The following is a 17,640-nucleotide window of genomic DNA, read 5'->3' on the forward strand; positions in this document are numbered from 1 at the left end:
TCCACGCTAGACGGCTTCCGTGCCCGAAACCAGGTTCGGCCAGAACCCCCGAAGCATGCCGTGACCTGCACGGAGGGGGTTCCACTGGAACCTTCCACGCTCACCGGATCCGATCCACGATGGAGGCGTCGGACACAGACGGGCTCGCCGGACTCGAGCCCGCACGGAACCGGAGGGCCATCATGAGCGAGAGCACGACCATCGAGACGAGGAACGGCTACGGCACCGCGCTGGCGGCGGTCATCAACTTCCCGGAGGACTTCGATGCGTCAAGGACCCACCCGGCGGTCATCGTGTCCCACCCGGGCGGCGGTGTGAAGGAACAGGCCTCGGGCCTGTACGCGGCCAAGCTCGCCGAGCAGGGCTTCGTCACGGTCGCCTACGACGCGTCCTTCCAGGGCGAGAGCACGGGAGAGCCCCGTCAGCTGGAGAACCCGCACATCCGCACCGAGGACGTCAGCGCGGTGGTGGACCACTTGACCACGCTGGACTACGTCGACAACGCGCGGATCGGCGCGATGGGTATCTGCGCCGGTGCCGGATACAGCGCGAACGCCGCGATCAACGACCCGCGGATCAAGGCGGTCGGCACGGTGAGCCTGGTCAACATCGGCCAGATGTTCCGCAACGGCTGGGACGGATCCGTCAAGGACGCCGACGCCGCGCCCGTGCTCGGGACGGGCGCCGACGCCCGCACCACGGACGCCCAGGGCAAGGACAACCCGTTCCCGCTTGCTCCGATGCGTGAGGAGGACGCCCCGAACGAGGAGCTGCGCCAGGCGTGGGAGTACTACCACACGCCCCGCTGTGAGCACCCGAACGCTCCGGGCTTCATGACCGCGCGCAGCCTTTCGCAGATCATCACCTACGACGCCTTCCACAAGGCCGAGGCGTTCCTCACCCAGCCGCTGTTCGTGATCGCCGGCTCCCGGGCCGGTTCGAAGTGGATGAGCGACGACCTGTTCGCTCGGGCCGCCAGCGAGGACAAGTCGTTCCACGTCGTGGAGGGCGCGAACCACATGGAGCTCTACGACGGTGAGAAGGAGGTCGCCGAGGCGTTGGGCAAACTCGGTCCGTTCTTCGCCGACAAGCTCTGACCGATCCGGGCCCCGCCGCGTCGATCGTACGGGACGGCCCGAACATCACCCTGATCTCCACAAGGAGGAGAGAACCATGAGCGCCTGGACCCAGGACGAGCTGAACCGCATCAACGCCCAGACCTACTTCACCATCGGTGCGACCCTGCCCGACGGCACGACTCCCAAGACCGTGGACATCTGGTCCGTGCCGGTGGGCGATCGGATCTACATCCGCTCCTACAACGGCACACGGGGCAAGTGGTACGGCCCCGCGCTGGAGACGGGCCGCGGGCGTATGTCGGCGGGCGGCGTGGAGAAGGCCGTGCGCCTCGTAGCCGTCGATCCCGCCGACGAGGAGACCAACCGGGCCGTGGACGCCTCGTTCCTGGAGAAGTACGCCGACAGCGAGTACTCGGTGACGATGTCGACCGAGCCGGTGCGGCGCAACACCCTCCAGGTCGTCCCCGAGGACTGATCCGGTCGACCGACCCGACCACCGCCCGAACAGAGGAGGGATTCACCACCATGCGTACCGAATCCACCACGGTCCGCAACGCGGACATGTTCTGGGACATCGCCGCCGATCTCCTGCTGCCGGACGACTTCGACAGCACGGGGAAGTACCCCGCCGTGATCGCCGTGCACCCGATCGGCAGCTGCAAGGAGCAGACCGCGGGCAACGTCTACGGCAGGGCCCTGGCCGACGCCGGTTTCGTGGTCATCGCCTTCGACGCCAGCTTCCAGGGCAAGAGCGGAGGGACACCTCGGTACATCGAGGACCCGACCCAGCGAGTGGAGGACGTCCGCCGTGTCATCGACCACCTGGTGACGCTGCACTACGTGGACGCCGAGCGCATCGGCGTGCTCGGCGTCTGCGGTGGTGGCGCCTACTCGATCAACGCCGCCATGACCGAGAAGCGCATCAAGGCGGTGGTCAGCATCACCGGGGTGAACTTCGGCAGACTCAGCCGCGAGGGGTTCGCCGGGTACCGGCCACTCGACGCTCTGGAGGCCATGGCGGAGCAGCGGACGCTCGAAGCCCGCGGTGGAGCCACACGCACGGACGACCTCCTTCCGAACTCCGTCGAGGAGGCCGAGCGGAGCGGCGTCACCGACCGCGACGTGCTGGAGGCGACCGACTACTACAAGACTCCTCGGGGGCGGACCAGGGGAGGGGCCACGAGCGCGCTGTTCTCCCACCGGGCCGCGGCCATCGGATGGGACGCCTTTCTCAACGCGGAGACCTTCATGACCCAGCCGTTGCTGGTCGTCACCGGCGACAGGCCCGGTGGGTTCGGCGCCTACCGGGACGGCCTGGAGATCCACGGGCGCGCCGCCTCGGCGGACAAGGAACTCCTGGTGTTGCCGGGGGTCACGCACTACGAGTTGTACGACCAGCCAGAGCCGGTACGCCAGGCCTTGGAGAGCGCCGTCCCGTTCTTCGAGAAGTACCTCTCGCGGGACACCTGACGAATCCACCCGCAGGCCGACGTAGTGAGCCGGGTGGGCACAGTGGCAGCAGTACAGGTACGCGCTGTCGGCCAGGTCGAGGCGCAGCTTCGGGTGGGACCGGTGCATCGCGTCCTCGGTGGACTCGCACACCCGCACGCGCCGACCCGCCGGGGCCCGGCTCCCGGCGGGTCGGGAAGACCGTGCACTGGGTGTGGCGGTGCCCCGGGCCGTGGTCGGCGGATCGGTGCACCCGGTGGGGCAGGGCCCACACTGTACTGCGGAGGGGGTGCACACGCGGGGCGGGAAGTCCCTGCTCGGGAGAGCCACCCCGAGTGGGAGTGGTGCGGAAGCCCCGTACGGCGGGGGCCGTACGGGGCACGGCCGTATGAATCTACGACGTAAAGGTGCTCGCCCTCCTCCCGCAGGCGCCGCGCCACCCGGGAACCGGTCATCCGCTCGCGTCGAGCACCGGCGCGGTCACGACCGTCCCCACCCCGCGTGGAAGGTCCTGGCGACGTAGTCGGAGAAGTCGCGGGGTTCCCGTCCCAGCGCCTCCTGGACGCCGGTGGACACCTTGGCCTCCAGGTCGCGCCGGATGGCCGAGAGCGCCACGACCATCTCTCCGGCGGCCGCCTCGGACCAGCCCTCCGCCACGAGGCCCTTCGCGTACTCCTCCTCCGAGATCGGCTCGTAACGGAGGGTGCGGCCCAGGGCTCGGGAGATCTCGGCGGCGGCCTCCGCCATGGTCAGTGCCCGGGGGCCGCCCAACTCGTAGGTGCGCCCCTGGTGACCCGGTTCCGTCAGGGCCGCCGCCGCGACCGCGGCGATGTCCTCGGCGTCGATCCACGTGGTCGCCCCGTCGGCCGTGGGGAGCCGCAGTACGCCCGCCCGCACCCCGTCCACCAGCAGTCCCTCGCCGAAGTTCTGGGAGAACCACCCCGGTCGCAGGATCGTCCACTCCAGCCCGCTGGCCTTCACCGCCCGCTCTCCCAGCAGGTGCGCGGGGGGCTCTCCTCCACCCTCGAAGTAGGCGGGTCCGTCCACGCCCCTGGCCGACAGTTGGACGATCCGGTCCACCCCGAGAGCCACCGCCCGTTGCACGAACTCCGGGGTGCGGGGGTCCAGGTCGTTCTGTACCAGGTAGACCGCGCCCGCGCTCCGAAGCACCCGGTCCCAGGTGGTCGGGTCGCTCCAGTCGAAGGCCCACGCGGAGGACCGGGAGGCGGCCCGCGTCTCCACACCCCTCTCCCGTAGCTGGGACAGGACGCGCCTGCCGGTCATTCCCGTGGCGCCGGTCACCAGGACCGGTCGTGTCGTCGTGGTGTTCGTGTTCTCTGTCATGCCCCGAGTCAACCCCACCAGGCTGAGACGATCCATGGTCCAGAAGCTCAATCAGATATCCCATCGTCTACGCTTGTCGGCATGGACGCACTTTCGGACCTCCTGGACGGGGTCCGCGCCCGAGGGGCGCTCTTCAGCAGGTCGGTCATGAACCCGCCGTGGGCGGTGCGGTTCGCCCACGACTCACCGCTGACCCTGGTCACCATGGTGCGTGGGTCGGCCTGGATCGTCCCCGAGCACGGTGAACCGCTCGCCCTGGGGGCCGGGGACACCGCCATCCTGCGCGCCCCCGGACCGCACACCGTGGCCCATCCCGCCGACGCCCCCGTCACCTGCACGGTCCTGGACCGGTACACGTGCCTGGGTCCGGACGGCGACGTGCTGACCGAGGAGGCCAGCCAGGGTCTGCGCACCTACGGGGAGTCCACGGACTCCCCGGACCTCCTGCTCAGCGGCTACTACGAGGTCTCCGGAGACCTCAGCCAGCGCCTGGTCTCGGCTCTGCCGCCGGTCCTGGTCGTCCCGGGCGACGAGTGCCAGGACTGGCTCCGCGACCTGATCACCGCCGAGATCGACTGCCCCTCCCCGGGGCAGCAACTGGTCCTGGACCGTCTCCTGGACCTGGCCCTGATCACCGTGCTGCGCGCCTGGTTCGACCGTCCCGGGGCCCGACCGCCCGCCTGGTACACCGCGCTGGACGACCCGGTGGTCGGTCAGGCGCTCCGCCTGATGCACAACCGTCCAGCCGACCCCTGGACCGTGGCCCTGCTGGCCGAACGCTGCGGGGTCTCCCGCGCCACCCTGGCCCGCGACTTCCGCGCGCTGGTGGGAGCCCCGCCCATGACCTACCTGGCCGACTGGCGGGTGGGCCGGGCCGCCGACCTGCTGCGGGAGTCCGACACCACCGTGGACGCGATCGCGCGCAGGGTCGGCTACTCCAACGCCTTCGCCCTGAGCGCCGCCTTCAAGCGGCTGCGCGGCACCACACCCACCGAGCACCGCCGGGGTGGTGCGGGCGTGCCCGAGCGACGCACCGCCCCGAGGGGTGAGGAGGACCTGGTGGGCGTCGCCCCCGGCCCGGCCAGCTGAGGAGACACTGAGGAACCGACGAGGGGCGGCCGGGGCGGTCGACGTGTCCTCGCGTGGGCCCCGGCACGGTCAGGTCTCCAGGGCCAGCGCGACGGCGCCGGTGGCCCCGGCGGCCGGGACCTCTCTGTCCCCGATCTCCCAGAGGGTGTTCTCCAGGACCCGCACCAGGGTCCAGGCGCGGGCGCGGTCCCGGTCCAGTCCCGCCGTCTCGGTGAGCAGGTCGAAGCGGCGCCGGACCTCCCGGAGCGGGTCTCCGGTGGCCTGGGCCTCCTCCCACCGGTTGCGCAGCGCGGGGAGGAGTTCGAAGCCCTGGGCGCCCACCAGCGGCTTGGGGTCGATCGCCAGCCACGGTCCCCGGTCCGTTCCGGGTGCTGGTGCCAGCACGTTCTCGTAGTGCAGGTCCCAGTGGAGCAGCCGGTCGCCGGGTTCGGCCGCCAGTTCGCGGGCCAGGCCCGCCCACCGGTGCAGGTGCTCTCGGGTCCGGTCGGGCACCCGTTCCGCGGCGAGCAGTGCCGTCGCGTTCGCGGCCATGTCGAGGGCCATGCTTCCGAGGTCGCGCATTCCGGGCGGTCCGGGGTGGGTGCCCCACCGGGCCAGGAGTGAGCCGATCACCTCCAACGCCTCGTCGAGGGGGACGGTGTCCAGTCGCCGGGTGGGGTCGAGTCTCTCCAGCAGCATCGCCCCGGTGTCGGGGTCGTGTTCCAGCAGGAGTACGGCGCCGTCGCCGTCCCAGGTGCGCAGGGCGAGGGGTTCGCCCTTGGTCTCCTCGTCCACGGGCTGCACCTTGAGTACGGCGGGGGTGCCGTCCGGGCGGCGCACCGGCACCACGAGTGCCACGAATCCGTGCAGGGGGGTTCCGGTGGGGCGTAGTTCCCAGCGGTCGCACTGGCGGGCGGCCAGGCCGGGCAGGGATCGGGGCCATGCGGGGCCGAGGAGCCTGGTCAGGTGTTCGGTGAACGCGGGCGGTACGGGGATCGGGGGAGTGGGTGCGGTCATGGCTCCAGTCTCCCGTCGTCGCTGGCGGGCGTGGTGAGGGAGCGGGGAGGGTGTGTGCCTATCGCCTGCCGGACATCGTCCTCGTGGTGGCGCGCGGCTGGGCTCGGCGGCCTCTGCTGAGCGCCTGGATCATGCCGCCGAGCGCGGGTTTGGGTGCGTAGTCGTCGTCGAAGGGCAGTGCGGCGGTGTACCCGGGGAACCACTCGGGGATCCAGGAGTGCGCGTCGGCCACGCCCCACACGGTCACGCCCACGCAGCGGGACACCGCGAGGCAGGACTCCAGGACGTGCCGGTACTCGTCGGCCTGGGCTTCCAGGTCCTCGGTGGTGGCTGGTTCGGGGACGCGCACGTCGAGTTCGCTGATCTCGACGTCCAGGCCCAGTTCCGCGAAGCGCCGCATGTTCTCGGCCAGGTCCTCGGGTACGGCGCCGTGCACGAAGTGCCCCTGGAAGCCGATGCCGTGCAGGGGTACCCCTTGGTCGAGCAGGTCCGAGGCGAGTTCGTACAGGGCGTCGGCCTTCTCTCCGCTTCCCTCCACTCCGAACTCGTTGATGTACAGCCTCGCCTCGGGGTCGGTCTCGTGTGCCGTCCGCAGGGCCTCGGCGACGTAGTCCTCGCCCAGGGTCCGGTGCCAGAGGTTCTCGCGCAGGCGGGGGGAGTCGTCCTCGAAGGGTTCGTTGATCACGTCCCAGGAGGCGACCCGTCCCTCGTAGCGGCCCATCAGCGCGCCGAAGTGCTCCCGCATGACCGCCCGCAGCTCCTCGGCGTCGAAGGACCCCTGTGCGAGCCAGTCCGGCAGCTGGTTGTGCCAGAGCAGTGTGTGGCCCCGGACCGACAGCCCGTGGTCCCCGGCGTGGTTCACCACCGCGTCCGGGCCGCTCCAGTCGAACGTGCCGCGCTCGGGCTGGACGTACTGCCACTTCATGGTGTTCTCCGCCGTCACCGACGTGTAGTGGTCGGTGACCAGGTCGCGGTAACGGGAGTCGTGGGTGAGCGGGTTGACCGCCACGGCCACGCCCAGGTCGATCCCGTGCGAGCGGGCCAGGGCCGGGAGTTCGCTCGCCGGTTCCCGGTCCGGGTCGGGGAGGATGAGGGCCAGCGCCGCCACGACCAGGAACACGATCACGCACACCGCCCCGGCGGTCAGCAGGACGCCCTTCCCGCGCGTGGCCGAGCGCCAACCGTGCCGGACGGTTCCGCGTACCCCGTCGGCTCCCACCTCCTACCGGCTCCGGGTGGAGACGGGGAACGCGGAGAGGGACCGTACCGTGAGTGTGCCCCGTCGTGTGGGGGTCCCGGTGGGTCGCAGCGCGGGTGCCCGTTCGGCGAGCGCGCGCAGGGCGATCTCGCCCTCCAGTCGGGCCAGTGGTGCGCCCAGGCAGTAGTGGGCGCCTCCGGAGAAGGACAGGTGCTCGGCGGCGTCGGGCCGGGTGATGTCGAACCGGTCGGGGTCGGTGAAGTGGGCGGGGTCCCGGTTGGCGGAGCCGATGAGGCACATGAGCTGCTGGCCGGCTCGGATCGGGACTCCCTGGACGCGTGTGTCGGCCTGGGCCCAGCGCCCGGTGAGCTGTACCGGGGAGTCGAAGCGCAGGACCTCCTCGACGGCGCCGGTGGTCAGTGCGGGGTCGGCGGTGAGCCGTTCCCACTGTTCGCGGTGGCGCAGCAGGGCCATCACTCCGTTCCCGATCAGGTTCACCGTGGTCTCGAACCCGGCGACGAGCAGCAGGCGGCACATCGCGGTGAGTTCGTTGGCGGTCAGTTCCCCGTCGTCGGACTGTCTGACCAGGGTGGAGACCACGTCCTCACGTGGTTCGGCGCGGCGTTCGGCCATCAGGCGCCCGAACAACCGGTCCAATTCTGCCGTGGCGTCGCGGATCTCCCGCAGGTGACGCGCCGAGTTGGCGCCGTCGAGGGCGGCGCCGATCACGAAGCCGATCCGCACGAAGTCGGCGTCGTCGCGCTCGGGGACGCCCAGCAGGCGGCTGATCACGGCGATGGGCAGGGGCTGGGCGAAGTCGCGCATGAGGTCGACGTCGTCCCGGGCCAGGGCGGCGTCCAGGAGTTCGCCGGTGATCTTCTCGATCTCGGTGCGGTACTCGGTCATGCGGCGCGGGCTGAACGCGGGTCGGGCGAGTCGGCGGAGCCGGGTGTGGTCGGGTGGGTCGAGTTGGAGGAAGGACAGGTCCACGACGCGGTACTGGTCGGGGACCGTGGTCCCCTCGGGTGGTTCGACGCCGAAGTCGCGTGAGCGCAGGACCTCGTCGACGGCGGCGCGGGTGGTGGCGGCCTGGAAGCCGAGTCTGCTGGAGACCACCGGTCCCTGTTCGCGCATGCGGCGGTAGGTCGGGTAGGGGTTCTGTCGCCAGGGCCAGTGCAGGAGGCGGCTGGGGTGGTCTCCGCGCTGGGCGGTGAGCCACGACACGCCGTGGGCCAGGCGGAGGTGGGCGTCGGTGCGGAGGGTGTCGCGTGTCCGCATGCTGGGTGACTCCTCTCAGTGGGGCTTCGAGCCTAGGCGTCCGGGGCCTCGTGCCTGGGTGGAACGGGGGAGTTGGCCGTCAGTGGCCAGGGGGGGAACCGTGTCGGGTGGGTGCGCGTTCGTGTCGGTTGCGCTTCGTCGCGGCGGCTCGCGCGGGGGGTGCGTCGGCCTCCTCCTGCGGGTTCGTGTGAACCCCGGGGCGCGGGTGCGGATCACACGTCGTGAGGGTGGTCCGGGGGGCGCGGCCAACGCCTAGACTGGGGCCCCGTTCGGTAGGAAGACGCCGCAGAGCCGGAGGTTGAGGACGTTGGGGCCGCTAGAGAACTCTGATCCGGAGCGGGTCGGTCGGTACCGGCTGATCGGGCGCCTGGGCGCCGGTGGCATGGGTCAGGTGTTCTTCGGGCGCTCGGCCGGTGGCCGCGCGGTCGCGATCAAGCGCATCCACCCGCATCTGGCCACGGATCCCTCGTTCAGGCAGAGGTTCGCGCGGGAGGTGACCGCGGCGCGTCAGGTGAGTGGGGCGTTCACGGCTCCGGTGATCGACGCCGGGCCGGATGACGAGGTGCCGTGGTTGGTCACCTCCTACGTGCCGTCGTTGCCGTTGGACGAGGCGGTGCAGGCGCATGGTCCGTTGCCGGAGGCGAGTGTGCGGGTCCTGGCGGCGGGTCTGGCCGAGGCGTTGGCCGAGATCCACCGGGTGGGGTTGATCCATCGTGACCTCAAGCCGGGCAACGTGCTCCTGGCGGAGGACGGGCCCCGGGTGATCGACTTCGGTATCGCGCGGGCGACCGACGGTACCGCGGCGACGCAGTCGGTGATCGGCACACCGGGGTTCATGAGTCCGGAGCAGGTGCAGGGTTCGGAGCTGACTCCCGCCAGTGACCTGTTCGCCTATGGCGCGGTGTTGGCCTTCGCTGCGGCGGGGACGGGGCCGTTCGGTGAGGGCAACATGCCCACGATGGTGATGCGCATCATCAGTCGGGAACCGGACCTGTCGGCGGTTCCGGAGTCGTTGCGGCACCTCATCGCGGCGTGTCTGTCCAAGGACGTGCGGGGGCGGCCCGCTCCGGGCGAGATCCTGGACTACCTGGGGGACGTGCACGCGGGGTCCTCGTGGTTGCCTCCGGCCGTGATGATGGGTGTGCAGGAGCAGGTGGCCAAGGTCAACAAGGCGTTGGCGACGTCGGCGGGGGACCCCGGTGCGACCGGTGGTCACCAGCGGACGGAGTTCCTGGGCGCGGGTGGCGCGGCGGCGCTCGGGGGTGCCGCCGGCGCGGTGGCCGGTGCGGCGGCCGCGGGTGCCTTCGGTGATGACCAGTCGACGCGGGTGGCGCCTTCGGGCGGGTACGGGACGCAGGATCCCTCCGCGGGGGCGACTTCGGTGTGGGGTGGCCAGCAGGGGGCGCCGCATCAGCCGACGGCGGCCTTCCCGGGCACGCAGGCTCCGGGCCAGTCCGGTCAGGTTCCGCCCACGGCGCAGTACCAGCCGACGCGGGACCAGTCCGGTCAGGGCGGGCCCGGTGCGGAGGACCCCTACGCGGACCTGTACGGCGGTCGTCGGGACCAGCGCGCCGACCCCCGCCAGGAGCAGGAGGGTCAGTACCGTCGTGCCGAGGAGCAGCGTCAGCGGCAGATGGAGCAGCAGCGTCAGCAGCGTCGGGCCCAGGAGCAGCAGGAGGAGCAGCGGCGCCGTCAGGAGGCCGAGCGGGCGCACCGGGACCGGTTGCGCGCCGAGCAGGACGCGGCCCGTCGGGCGCAGGCGGAGGCGCGCCGGGCGGACCAGCCGGGGCTGTGGGGTTTCGTCAAGCTGCTGCCGCTGATGATCATCCCGCTGATCCAGATCCCGTTGGGGTACGGTGCGGCGTTGGCGTGGGCGTGGTTCACGGCTGAGGCGGACATGTGGACCGGGTCGGTCTTCTTCTTCGAGCCGTGGAGTGTGGACGGGTTCCTGCACGCGATGATGCTGGGCTACTTCCTGCTCAACAACATGGTGTCGTTGGAGTACCTGGTGCGTTCGCTGCGGACGTCGTTCGTGGTGGGTGTGGTGTTGGCGTTGGCGGCCATGGCGGCCACCAACTTCCTGTTGTTCAGTTTCGGTTTCTGGGGCTGACGGGAGGCGGACGTCGGCGTCCTGAGCGTGACGAGGGGGTGGGCCCGGCCGGCCCCACCCCCTCGTCGTTCGCGTGGTCACAGCAGGTGGAGGAACACGGTCAGGATGAGGCCTCCGATGGCGATCACCCAGGTGTAGGGCAGGGTGGAGAGCATGGAGCGTTCGGGGCGGATCCCGGCGTACTGGGAGGCCCACACGGTCTGGGTGCTCGTGGGGTCGGAGACGCCCAGTACCTGCCCGTAGGAGGCCATGAGGCCGAGGACCGCGGCGGCGGGGTAGATGTTGCCGGAGATGAGGACGCCCGCCACGCCCGCGCCGAGTCCGAAGATGTTCATCGGTCCGCGGTAGAGGCTGAGCGGCACCATCAGCGCGAAGACCAGGACGAACAGCCAGGGGTTGCTCGGGCTGATCGCGGTGACGACGGGGCTGAGCGCGGTGACGGCGCCGGGCAGGCCGACCGCCGCCAGGAGCATGCCGATCGCGATGAACAGCACGATGGGTGGGGCCGCGACGTCGAAGGCCTGGTAGAGGGTGCGCAGGGCCGTTGTGGTCATCTCCCGCCAGGCGACGGCGGTGATCAGGGCGAAGACCACGCCGGCCAGCAGGGACGGGATGATGGGGATCTCGAATCCCAGTGCGAGCACGATCGGTACGAGCGGGGTGACCAGCGCGTACCAGGGGGCGTCTCCGCGTCGGCGTCGGCGCTCGGCGGCCTTCTCCCGTCGGCTGGGGGGCTGGTTCGTGCCGCCGCCTCCGGCGGTGGCGGGGACGCGTACGGCCCAGGTGTGCCGGGCGCCCTTGCGGCGCGTCTCGATCAGGATGTAGGCGAGGCCTCCGGCCAGGGCGATCGGGAACAGGCGCAGTTGGAAGTACTGGACGGTGGAGACGGGGACGCCGATGGCGTCGGACAGGAACTGCCAGTTGATCAGTTCCAGGGGCACGCCCGCGGTGATGCCCACGAGTACGGTTCCGGCGGCGACGGTGGGGGTGACCCCGACGGCGATCATCGCCGGGATGCCGACCACTCCGGCGAGCATCGCTGCGGGGGCGGAGCCGGTGATGCTGCCGCAGAGGATGGCGATGAGGAACACCCCGACGGCCACGATCGAGGGGCGTTCGCCGCCGAACTCCACGATCTTGCGCACGAGGGTGGAGGCGATGCCGGTCTCGGACATCAGGGTGCCGAGCCAGCTGCCCAGGAGGATGGCGATCATGGTCGCCGACAGTCGTGGGGCGCCTTCCTGGAGGACGGTCCCGACGACGCTGTCCTGCTCGCCGGTGAGTGGGGCTCCGGCGATGAGTGCGATGGTCACGGACAGCAGGACGAGGGCGAAGGCGGTGGGCAGGCGGCGGGTCAGCATCAGGCCGACGCCCACCGCCATGGCGAGCAGGATTCCGAAGGCGGTCACGGGCGGTCTCCGGGGGTGGTGCGGGGGCCCGGCCCTGGTGGGTGCGGGTTCCGGTGGGTGAGGGCGGCGGCGATGGCGGCGGTGAGCGCCAGCGGGCTGCGGCGTAGTGAGCAGCGGTGGTGGGCGTAGGCGTGCGCGGCGATCTCGTCGGCGCCGACCACGTGGCCGCGCAGGCGTAGTGGGCCGAGGCGCAGGGCGGTGTGGTCGATTCGGCGGCGCAGTTCCCGGCCGGGTTCGCCGTGCATGATGCGGTGGGCCTCCTCGTGGGCGAGTGCGGCCTGTCGTAGGGCGTCGGGGGTGTAGTCCTGGCTCCATCCGGCGGCGCGGGCGACGCGTTGGGCGAAGGTGAGGGCGTCGCCGTAGACGACCACCTGGGAGCGGGCTCCGCGGTGGAGGTACTCGGCGAGGAGGATCTCGTGGGGGCTGACCCCGCCCCGTTCCCTCTCGGTGATCGGTGGTTCCGGCGGGGTGGGGGTGTCCGTGCGGGAGTCGGCCATCGCGCGGCCGAACTCCAGGGCGGTGGCGGCCCAGTGGCGGAGCTGTGCGCGGTCTCGTCCGCCGTGGGTGGGGGTGAGGGCGAGCAGGTCGGTGGCCAGCTCCTCCTCGCTCTGGTCGGCGATGCGGGCGTAGCGTTCGCGCAGACTGACCGTGGGCGCTGGTGTGGGCGGTGTCGGGTTCATCGGCGGCGCTCCATGAGGACGACGACCTTCTCCTGGGGGCCGCGTCGGGCGATCTCCGTCCCGGCCAGGGCCAGCAGGTGTCCGGAGTCCATGACTCCGGACAGGTCGGCCAGCTTGGGGCCGAGCAGCAGCCACACCGCGGGTGGTACGGCGCCGCCGTCGCCGTAGACGGTGCGTTCGGCCACCAGGTCCTTGAGTGCGCCCTCGGCCTCACCGGCGACGAGGGTGTCCACTTCGGCGTCGGAGCTGTGCAGGCGCACCACCCCTTCGGAGTCGACGACGCGCACGTGGGTGCGTTCCCGGGTGAAGCGCCCGAGGGGGCCGCCGGGGCGGCGGACCAGGCCCAGGACCCGGTACTGGTCGGTGGCGGCGTATTCGGTGAGTTCCTCGGGGCGCGCGTCCAGGCTGGTGGCGACGGCGGCGCGGGTGGCGGCCTCGTCCGCCACCGAGGAGCGGTCCTTGGTGCGTAGTTCGGTGGCTCCGGTGGCCACGGCGGTGACCAGGTTGCGTTGGGGGTCGACGGTGACGTCCACCTCGACGGCGCTCGGGTCGGCGCCCTGGTCGAGGACGGCCTGCTCCGCCTCGGCCCGTACGGCCAGGACGTCGGCGTGGGTGGCGGCGGGGATGATGCGTTCCACCGATTCGCGGACCAGTGCCAGGGCGACCCCCAGCGGGCTGATGACCTCGCTGTGTGCGGCGATGCGTGCGTCCAGTCCCATGCGTTGGCCCAGGTAGGGGGTGACGGTGGCGGCGCCTCCGCCGCCGCCGACCAGGGAGCACACGTCGCGGTCCAGGCCGTAGTCGTCCACGAGGGTGTCCACGACCTGGGAGACACGGTCGGTCGCCCGGTGCAGGACCTGGCGGGCCGCGTCCTCGACGTCGGTGCCCAGGGCCTCGGCGAGCGGTTCCAGGGCGGTGCGGGCGGTGGCGGGGTCGGCGCGCGCGTAGTCGCCCTCGGGGACCAGACCGGCGGCGTTGGCGGCGCAGGTGACGGTGAGCGCGAACCGGCCGGCGTCGCTCTCCAGGACCGCGTAGTCGGCGGGGTCGCCCTCCAGGGGCCTGAGCGTGACGAGGCGCGCGCCCTCCAGTCTGGCGGGGTCGGTGAAGCACGCGTAGGGCAGGCCGGCGATGTGGGCGCTGCGCGGACCGACGTCGGTCAGGGAGGAGCGGCGGGGCGCGGTGCCGGTGACCCGGATCAGGGAGCCGCCGCCGATGCCGATGGTGCGCACGTCCAGGGCGGAGAGGTAGGTCTCCTTGCCACCCAGTTCGGTGTGGCGGATCTGGACGCGGCCGCGCCGGATGACGCTGACGTCGGTGGAGGTGCCGCCGGTCTCCAGGAAGACGCCCTCGCTGACCTTCTCGCCCATGAGTGCTCCGGCGACCCCGGCGGCGGGGCCGGACAGGACCGTGAGGAGGGGGCGGTGGCGCATCTCCGGGAGCGACATCACGCCGCCGTCGCACCGCATCACCATGAGGGGGGCGCGCACCCCTGCTTTGAGGATGCTGCTCTCGACGAGGTCGGCGGTCTGGAGCATGCGGGGCATCACTCCGGCGTTGAGCGCCGCGGTGCGGGCGCGTTTGCCGAGGCCGTAGAGCTGGGTGATCTCGTGGGTGGCGGTGGCGGGGACGTCTCGTGTGGCGGCGGCGTCCAGGACGGTGCGTTCGCCCCGGGGGTCGTCGACGCTGAAGGGTTCGACCGCGACGACCACCTCGGCGCCCTCGGCGATGACCGCGTCGACGCTGGCCAGGGCGGCCTCGGGGCTCTCCGGTTCGCGCAGGGCGGCGTAGCGGACCGGGAGGGCGTGGCCGGAGTCGAGTCGTAGTTTGCCGAGGGAGCGCAGACGCCTTGTGGCCAGGGCGTCGAAGCCGGTGCCCACTCCCACGATCCCGATGGTGGCGACGTCGCCCTCCAGCAGGGCGTTGGTGGCCTGGGTGGTGCCGTGCGCGAGGAAGCCGACGTCGTCGGCGCCCACGCCGATGCTGTCGAGCAGTCGTCGCAGGGCGGTCATGATGCCGTGGGCGACGCCGTCGGCGTGGTCGTGGCTGGTGGGGACCTTGACCTGGCCCAGGAGGGCGTAGGTGGTGGCGCTGACGGCGACGGCGTCGGTGAAGGTTCCGCCGACGTCGATGCCGACGCGTACGGGGTCGCGGGCCGGGGGTGGGGTCGGGTCGCTCATGGGGGGCCTGTCTGTGCGGTGGTGCCGGGGGGTGTGCCGGGGCGGGGCCGGTGCCCGGTGGGCTCCGCCCCGGCGGTGGTCGCGCTGGTCGGTGGTCCTCGGGGTCAGTAGCCGCGGACGTCGGGCCAGTGGCGCTCGACGCCGGTGCGCTCCAGGAGCGCGGTGAAGTCCTGGAGGAGCTCGTCCTTCTCGTGTACGGCGTGCGGGGTGGTGTCGCGGTCCAGGGCGAAGGCGGCCAGTCGTCCGGCGGCCTCGCCGATGTTCCACTCCACGGGGTGCAGTCGGAAGCAGCCGTTGGTGATGTGGGTGGTGCCGATGTTCTTGGCGGCGGGCAGGAGGTTGGTCGCGCGTGCGGGGAGGAGCGCTCCCAGGGGGATCTCGAAGGGCACGCTGGCGATGTCGACGTAGTTGTCGCCGCCGGTGGAGGGGTGCAGGTCGATGCGGTAGTTGCCGACACCGACCGAGTCGTGGCGGCGCACGATGCCGTAGGGGCCGACGATGTCCATGGACACGTCGTGCTCGGTGACGGTGGTGACCGCCCTGATCCGGCGGGACTCGCGCACGTAGGCGGCCTTGGCCAGGCCGTGGGCGCCTCCGGTGACGTCGGGGCGCGGTTTGAGGCCCGGGAAGCCCCGGCCGCCGTCGGCGCGGGGGGCTTCGGTCTGTAGCCAGTACATGACCGAGAGGGACAGTTGGCGCGCCTCCTCGTGTGCCCGCTCGACCGTTTCGGCGTCCACGTGGCCCTCGATCTCCAGGGCCGGGGTGAGCCAGTAGTCGTTCAGTGGCCAGTTGGCGAGGGTGATGTCGGAGTCGAAGGCACCTTCGGTGTGCAGTTTGCGGGCCAGGATACGGCGGAACCCCCACAGTTCCTTGTCGCCGGCGTCGGCGCTCTGGTCGGCGTCGACGTCCAGCGGGTCCACGTCCGGGTTGGGCACGAAGGTGCGGGGGACCGGCTCCAGTGAGCGGGGGTCGGGCGCGGAGAAGCCGAGCAGGGGGCCGGGCCAGAAGTCGGGCTGGTAGGAGCGCCAGAAGTCGTACATGTACGGGCGCTCGATGGTGTGGTCCTCACCCTCGTGGTGGGACATCGCGAAACAGTAGGTGATTCCTTGGAGGTTGGTGGGGTCGGCGGTCTCGGGGGCGTGGGGTTCGTCGTGTTCGGAGCGGGCCTCGGCACCGGTGACGTGCGCGATCCCGGCCATGGGCAGCAGGTCGCCGTCCTCGGTGGCGTCCAGGACGTAGGCAGCGGTGACCGTGTGGCGGTCGCCCTCGTGGTCCTCGAAGACCACCGCGGTGACCTGGTCGCCGTCGGTGTGGGCCTGGACGGGCCGGTGGCGCGGCAGGAGGGTGACGCGCTGCGCCGATCGGTGCGGGGCGAGCATCTCCTCCAGCACGGCCAGGGCCACCCGGGGCTCGTGGCAGAGTTTGCTGACCCGGCCCGCGCCGGGGTTGAGCTCGCGTACGCGGGCGGCTTCGGCGCGCAGCGGGTAGACGCGCCGGTAGTGGTCGCGGATGCCCTCGCGCAGCCTGCGGTAGGAGGCGGTGGCGCCGAACTGCTCGATCCACGGGTTCTCGTCGGGTGGGACGGCCTGGGAGGTGAGCTGGCCCCCGATCCAGTCGGTCGGCTCGGTGATGACGACGCGGCGGCCGGAGTCGGCGGCGGCCAGGGCGGCGGCGACCCCGCCCAGTCCGGCGCCGACGACGAGGATCTCGGTACTGATCTGGGTCATGTCAGTCCTTTCGGGGGTGGTGTGTCGGGGACGGCGCGGGGGCGAGGGTGCCGCCCTCGACCGGTTCGCAGGGCAGGAGCCTGCGGGTGGGTTCGGATCGGTCGCCGCCGATCAGGCGCAGGAGCAGGCGGACCGCGTCGCGGCCCATCGCGCGCATCGGTACGACGAATCCGCCGAAGTCCGCCCCGCCGCCCGGGGCGGTTCCGCGGGTGCCGGTGGGGGCGCCGAGCAGGGCCAGGGAGAGGTCCTCGGGGCAGCGCAGGCCCGCTGCGTCGACGGCGGCGCCCAGCCCGTCCAGGGCGGCGCCGGTGTCGGTCTGTTCGACCACGACCGCGGTGACGCCCGCCGCGCGCCAGTCCCGCAACCGGGTGTCCAGGTCGCGGCCGTCGGTGCGCACCACCAGGTCGGCGGTGTCGAGTCCGGCCTCCCGGGCGCCCCGCAGGACTCCTTCCTCGCGGTCCGACGACGCCGGGGCCTGGTCGTGTTCGCGCAGGTAGCGCAGGGTGCGGTGGCCCAGGGCGGCGAGGCGGGCCACCACCTCGGCCGAGGCGGAGACGTAGTCGGCGCCCACGTAGGGCACGCCGGGTTCGTCCCGGCGGCCGATGTAGACGAAGGGGAAGCCGTCCTCGGCCAGCCGCCGGACGGGTTCCTCGGGCACGTGCCGTCCGAAGAACAGGCATCCGTCGGCCACGCGGACGCGGCGGACGGCGGCCGGGTCGTCGGCGCGCCCGGCGGTGCGGGCCGAGCCGGTGAACAGGATCAGGTCCTGTCCCTGGGCGGCGGCCTCCTCCTCCACTCCGACCAGGATCGGGTAGTAGGAGTGCGCCACGTCCGTGGGGAAGGTGGCGCTGAAGGTGTACAGGCCGAGCATGGCGTTGGTGGCCGAGGCCAGTCGGGTGGCGACCGGGTCGGGGACGTACCCGAGCTCCTCGGCGGCGTCCAGGACGCTCTGCCGGGTCCGTTTGGCCAGCGCCATCCCGGCCGGTGTGCCGCGCAGAACCAGGGAGACGGTGGCCTGGGAGACCCCCGCGAGCCGGGCGATGTCGGACTGGCGGGGTCTGCGCCGTCCGGTCGGCCTGGGTTGGTTCACCTGTCACTCCTCCG

At 71.9% G+C, this 17,640-nt stretch carries 14 protein-coding genes; 5 read left to right on the forward strand and 9 right to left on the reverse strand.

What is annotated here, in order from left to right; genetic code table 11:
• Window positions 1-182: 182 nt before the first annotated feature.
• The 3 genes from ACRWK8_RS09225 (at window position 183) to ACRWK8_RS09235 (ending at window position 2,549) form a co-directional block, all read left to right on the forward strand.
• Window positions 183-1,097 carry an alpha/beta hydrolase gene (locus ACRWK8_RS09225; RefSeq protein ID WP_378736405.1) on the forward strand — a complete coding sequence of 305 codons (915 nt, stop codon included), beginning with the start codon at window positions 183-185 and terminating at the stop codon, window positions 1,095-1,097.
• A gap of 76 nt (window positions 1,098-1,173) precedes the next feature.
• Complete coding sequence (locus ACRWK8_RS09230; protein WP_378736403.1) at window positions 1,174-1,554, forward strand: DUF2255 family protein; 381 nt, start codon at window positions 1,174-1,176, stop codon at window positions 1,552-1,554.
• Window positions 1,554-2,549, forward strand: coding sequence for an alpha/beta hydrolase (locus tag ACRWK8_RS09235; protein ID WP_488186452.1), 996 nt, complete (start codon window positions 1,554-1,556; stop codon window positions 2,547-2,549). Before ACRWK8_RS09230 ends, ACRWK8_RS09235 begins: the two co-directional genes overlap by 1 nt.
• Before the next feature lie 459 nt (window positions 2,550-3,008).
• Here ACRWK8_RS09235 and ACRWK8_RS09240 read toward each other — a convergent pair whose 3' ends face one another.
• A complete protein-coding gene (locus ACRWK8_RS09240; protein ID WP_431869588.1) occupies window positions 3,009-3,872 on the reverse strand; it encodes an NAD(P)H-binding protein in 864 nt (287 codons plus the stop codon).
• An 81-nt stretch (window positions 3,873-3,953) separates the two neighbouring features.
• On the opposite strand from ACRWK8_RS09240, the gene ACRWK8_RS09245 reads away from it, so the two are divergent.
• Window positions 3,954-4,961, forward strand: coding sequence for an AraC family transcriptional regulator (locus ACRWK8_RS09245; protein WP_431869590.1), 1,008 nt, complete (start codon window positions 3,954-3,956; stop codon window positions 4,959-4,961).
• Window positions 4,962-5,030: 69 nt separating this feature from the next.
• Here the strand turns inward: ACRWK8_RS09245 and ACRWK8_RS09250 are convergent, their stop codons facing one another.
• The 3 genes from ACRWK8_RS09250 to ACRWK8_RS09260 all read right to left on the reverse strand — a co-directional run bounded on the left by ACRWK8_RS09250 (window position 5,031) and on the right by ACRWK8_RS09260 (window position 8,433).
• Entirely contained in the window at window positions 5,031-5,957 is a 927-nt protein-coding gene (locus tag ACRWK8_RS09250) for an aminoglycoside phosphotransferase family protein (RefSeq protein ID WP_431869592.1), read from the reverse strand.
• A gap of 58 nt (window positions 5,958-6,015) precedes the next feature.
• Window positions 6,016-7,107, reverse strand: coding sequence for an endo-1,4-beta-xylanase (locus ACRWK8_RS09255; protein WP_431869656.1), 1,092 nt, complete (start codon window positions 7,105-7,107; stop codon window positions 6,016-6,018).
• Between the two features lie 72 nt (window positions 7,108-7,179).
• Window positions 7,180-8,433 (reverse strand): cytochrome P450, encoded by a 1,254-nt coding sequence (locus ACRWK8_RS09260; protein ID WP_378736393.1) that lies wholly within the window; start codon window positions 8,431-8,433, stop codon window positions 7,180-7,182.
• A gap of 307 nt (window positions 8,434-8,740) precedes the next feature.
• Here ACRWK8_RS09260 and ACRWK8_RS09265 point away from each other — a divergent pair, with 307 nt between their 5' ends.
• Window positions 8,741-10,543 carry a serine/threonine protein kinase gene (locus ACRWK8_RS09265; RefSeq protein ID WP_431869594.1) on the forward strand — a complete coding sequence of 601 codons (1,803 nt, stop codon included), beginning with the start codon at window positions 8,741-8,743 and terminating at the stop codon, window positions 10,541-10,543.
• A gap of 77 nt (window positions 10,544-10,620) precedes the next feature.
• On the opposite strand, the gene ACRWK8_RS09270 is transcribed toward ACRWK8_RS09265, so the two are convergent.
• The 5 genes from ACRWK8_RS09270 to ACRWK8_RS09290 all read right to left on the reverse strand — a co-directional run bounded on the left by ACRWK8_RS09270 (window position 10,621) and on the right by ACRWK8_RS09290 (window position 17,626).
• Entirely contained in the window at window positions 10,621-11,952 is a 1,332-nt protein-coding gene (locus ACRWK8_RS09270) for a transporter (protein ID WP_431869596.1), read from the reverse strand.
• Window positions 11,949-12,632, reverse strand: coding sequence for a hypothetical protein (locus ACRWK8_RS09275; RefSeq protein WP_431869598.1), 684 nt, complete (start codon window positions 12,630-12,632; stop codon window positions 11,949-11,951). Before ACRWK8_RS09275 ends, ACRWK8_RS09270 begins: the two co-directional genes overlap by 4 nt.
• Window positions 12,629-14,809 (reverse strand): hydantoinase/oxoprolinase family protein, encoded by a 2,181-nt coding sequence (locus ACRWK8_RS09280; RefSeq protein ID WP_431869600.1) that lies wholly within the window; start codon window positions 14,807-14,809, stop codon window positions 12,629-12,631. Before ACRWK8_RS09280 ends, ACRWK8_RS09275 begins: the two co-directional genes overlap by 4 nt.
• A 104-nt stretch (window positions 14,810-14,913) precedes the next feature.
• Window positions 14,914-16,536: an FAD-dependent oxidoreductase gene (locus ACRWK8_RS09285; RefSeq protein ID WP_431869602.1), complete on the reverse strand. Its 1,623-nt coding sequence runs from the start codon at window positions 16,534-16,536 to the stop codon at window positions 14,914-14,916.
• A 1-nt stretch (window position 16,537) separates the two neighbouring features.
• On the reverse strand, window positions 16,538-17,626 hold the full coding sequence (locus tag ACRWK8_RS09290; RefSeq protein WP_378736381.1) for a LacI family DNA-binding transcriptional regulator: 1,089 nt from the start codon (window positions 17,624-17,626) through the stop codon (window positions 16,538-16,540).
• Between the last annotated feature and the right edge of the window lie 14 nt (window positions 17,627-17,640).

Source organism: Nocardiopsis eucommiae, from assembly GCF_965344335.1.
GTDB classification, from domain to species: Bacteria; Actinomycetota; Actinomycetes; order Streptosporangiales; family Streptosporangiaceae; genus Nocardiopsis; species Nocardiopsis eucommiae.

Excerpts from the sequence above, each read along its gene's own strand:
- ACRWK8_RS09225 (WP_378736405.1), top strand. The coding sequence starts at position 183 with ATGAGCGAGAGCACGACCATCGAGACGAGGAACGGCTACGGCACCGCG.
- ACRWK8_RS09230 (WP_378736403.1), top strand. The coding sequence starts at position 1,174 with ATGAGCGCCTGGACCCAGGACGAGCTGAACCGCATCAACGCCCAGACC.
- ACRWK8_RS09240 (WP_431869588.1), bottom strand. The coding sequence starts at position 3,872 with ATGACAGAGAACACGAACACCACGACGACACGACCGGTCCTGGTGACC.
- ACRWK8_RS09245 (WP_431869590.1), top strand. The coding sequence starts at position 3,954 with ATGGACGCACTTTCGGACCTCCTGGACGGGGTCCGCGCCCGAGGGGCG.
- ACRWK8_RS09250 (WP_431869592.1), bottom strand. The coding sequence starts at position 5,957 with ATGACCGCACCCACTCCCCCGATCCCCGTACCGCCCGCGTTCACCGAA.
- ACRWK8_RS09260 (WP_378736393.1), bottom strand. The coding sequence starts at position 8,433 with ATGCGGACACGCGACACCCTCCGCACCGACGCCCACCTCCGCCTGGCC.
- ACRWK8_RS09275 (WP_431869598.1), bottom strand. The coding sequence starts at position 12,632 with ATGAACCCGACACCGCCCACACCAGCGCCCACGGTCAGTCTGCGCGAA.
- ACRWK8_RS09280 (WP_431869600.1), bottom strand. The coding sequence starts at position 14,809 with ATGAGCGACCCGACCCCACCCCCGGCCCGCGACCCCGTACGCGTCGGC.
- ACRWK8_RS09285 (WP_431869602.1), bottom strand. The coding sequence starts at position 16,536 with ATGACCCAGATCAGTACCGAGATCCTCGTCGTCGGCGCCGGACTGGGC.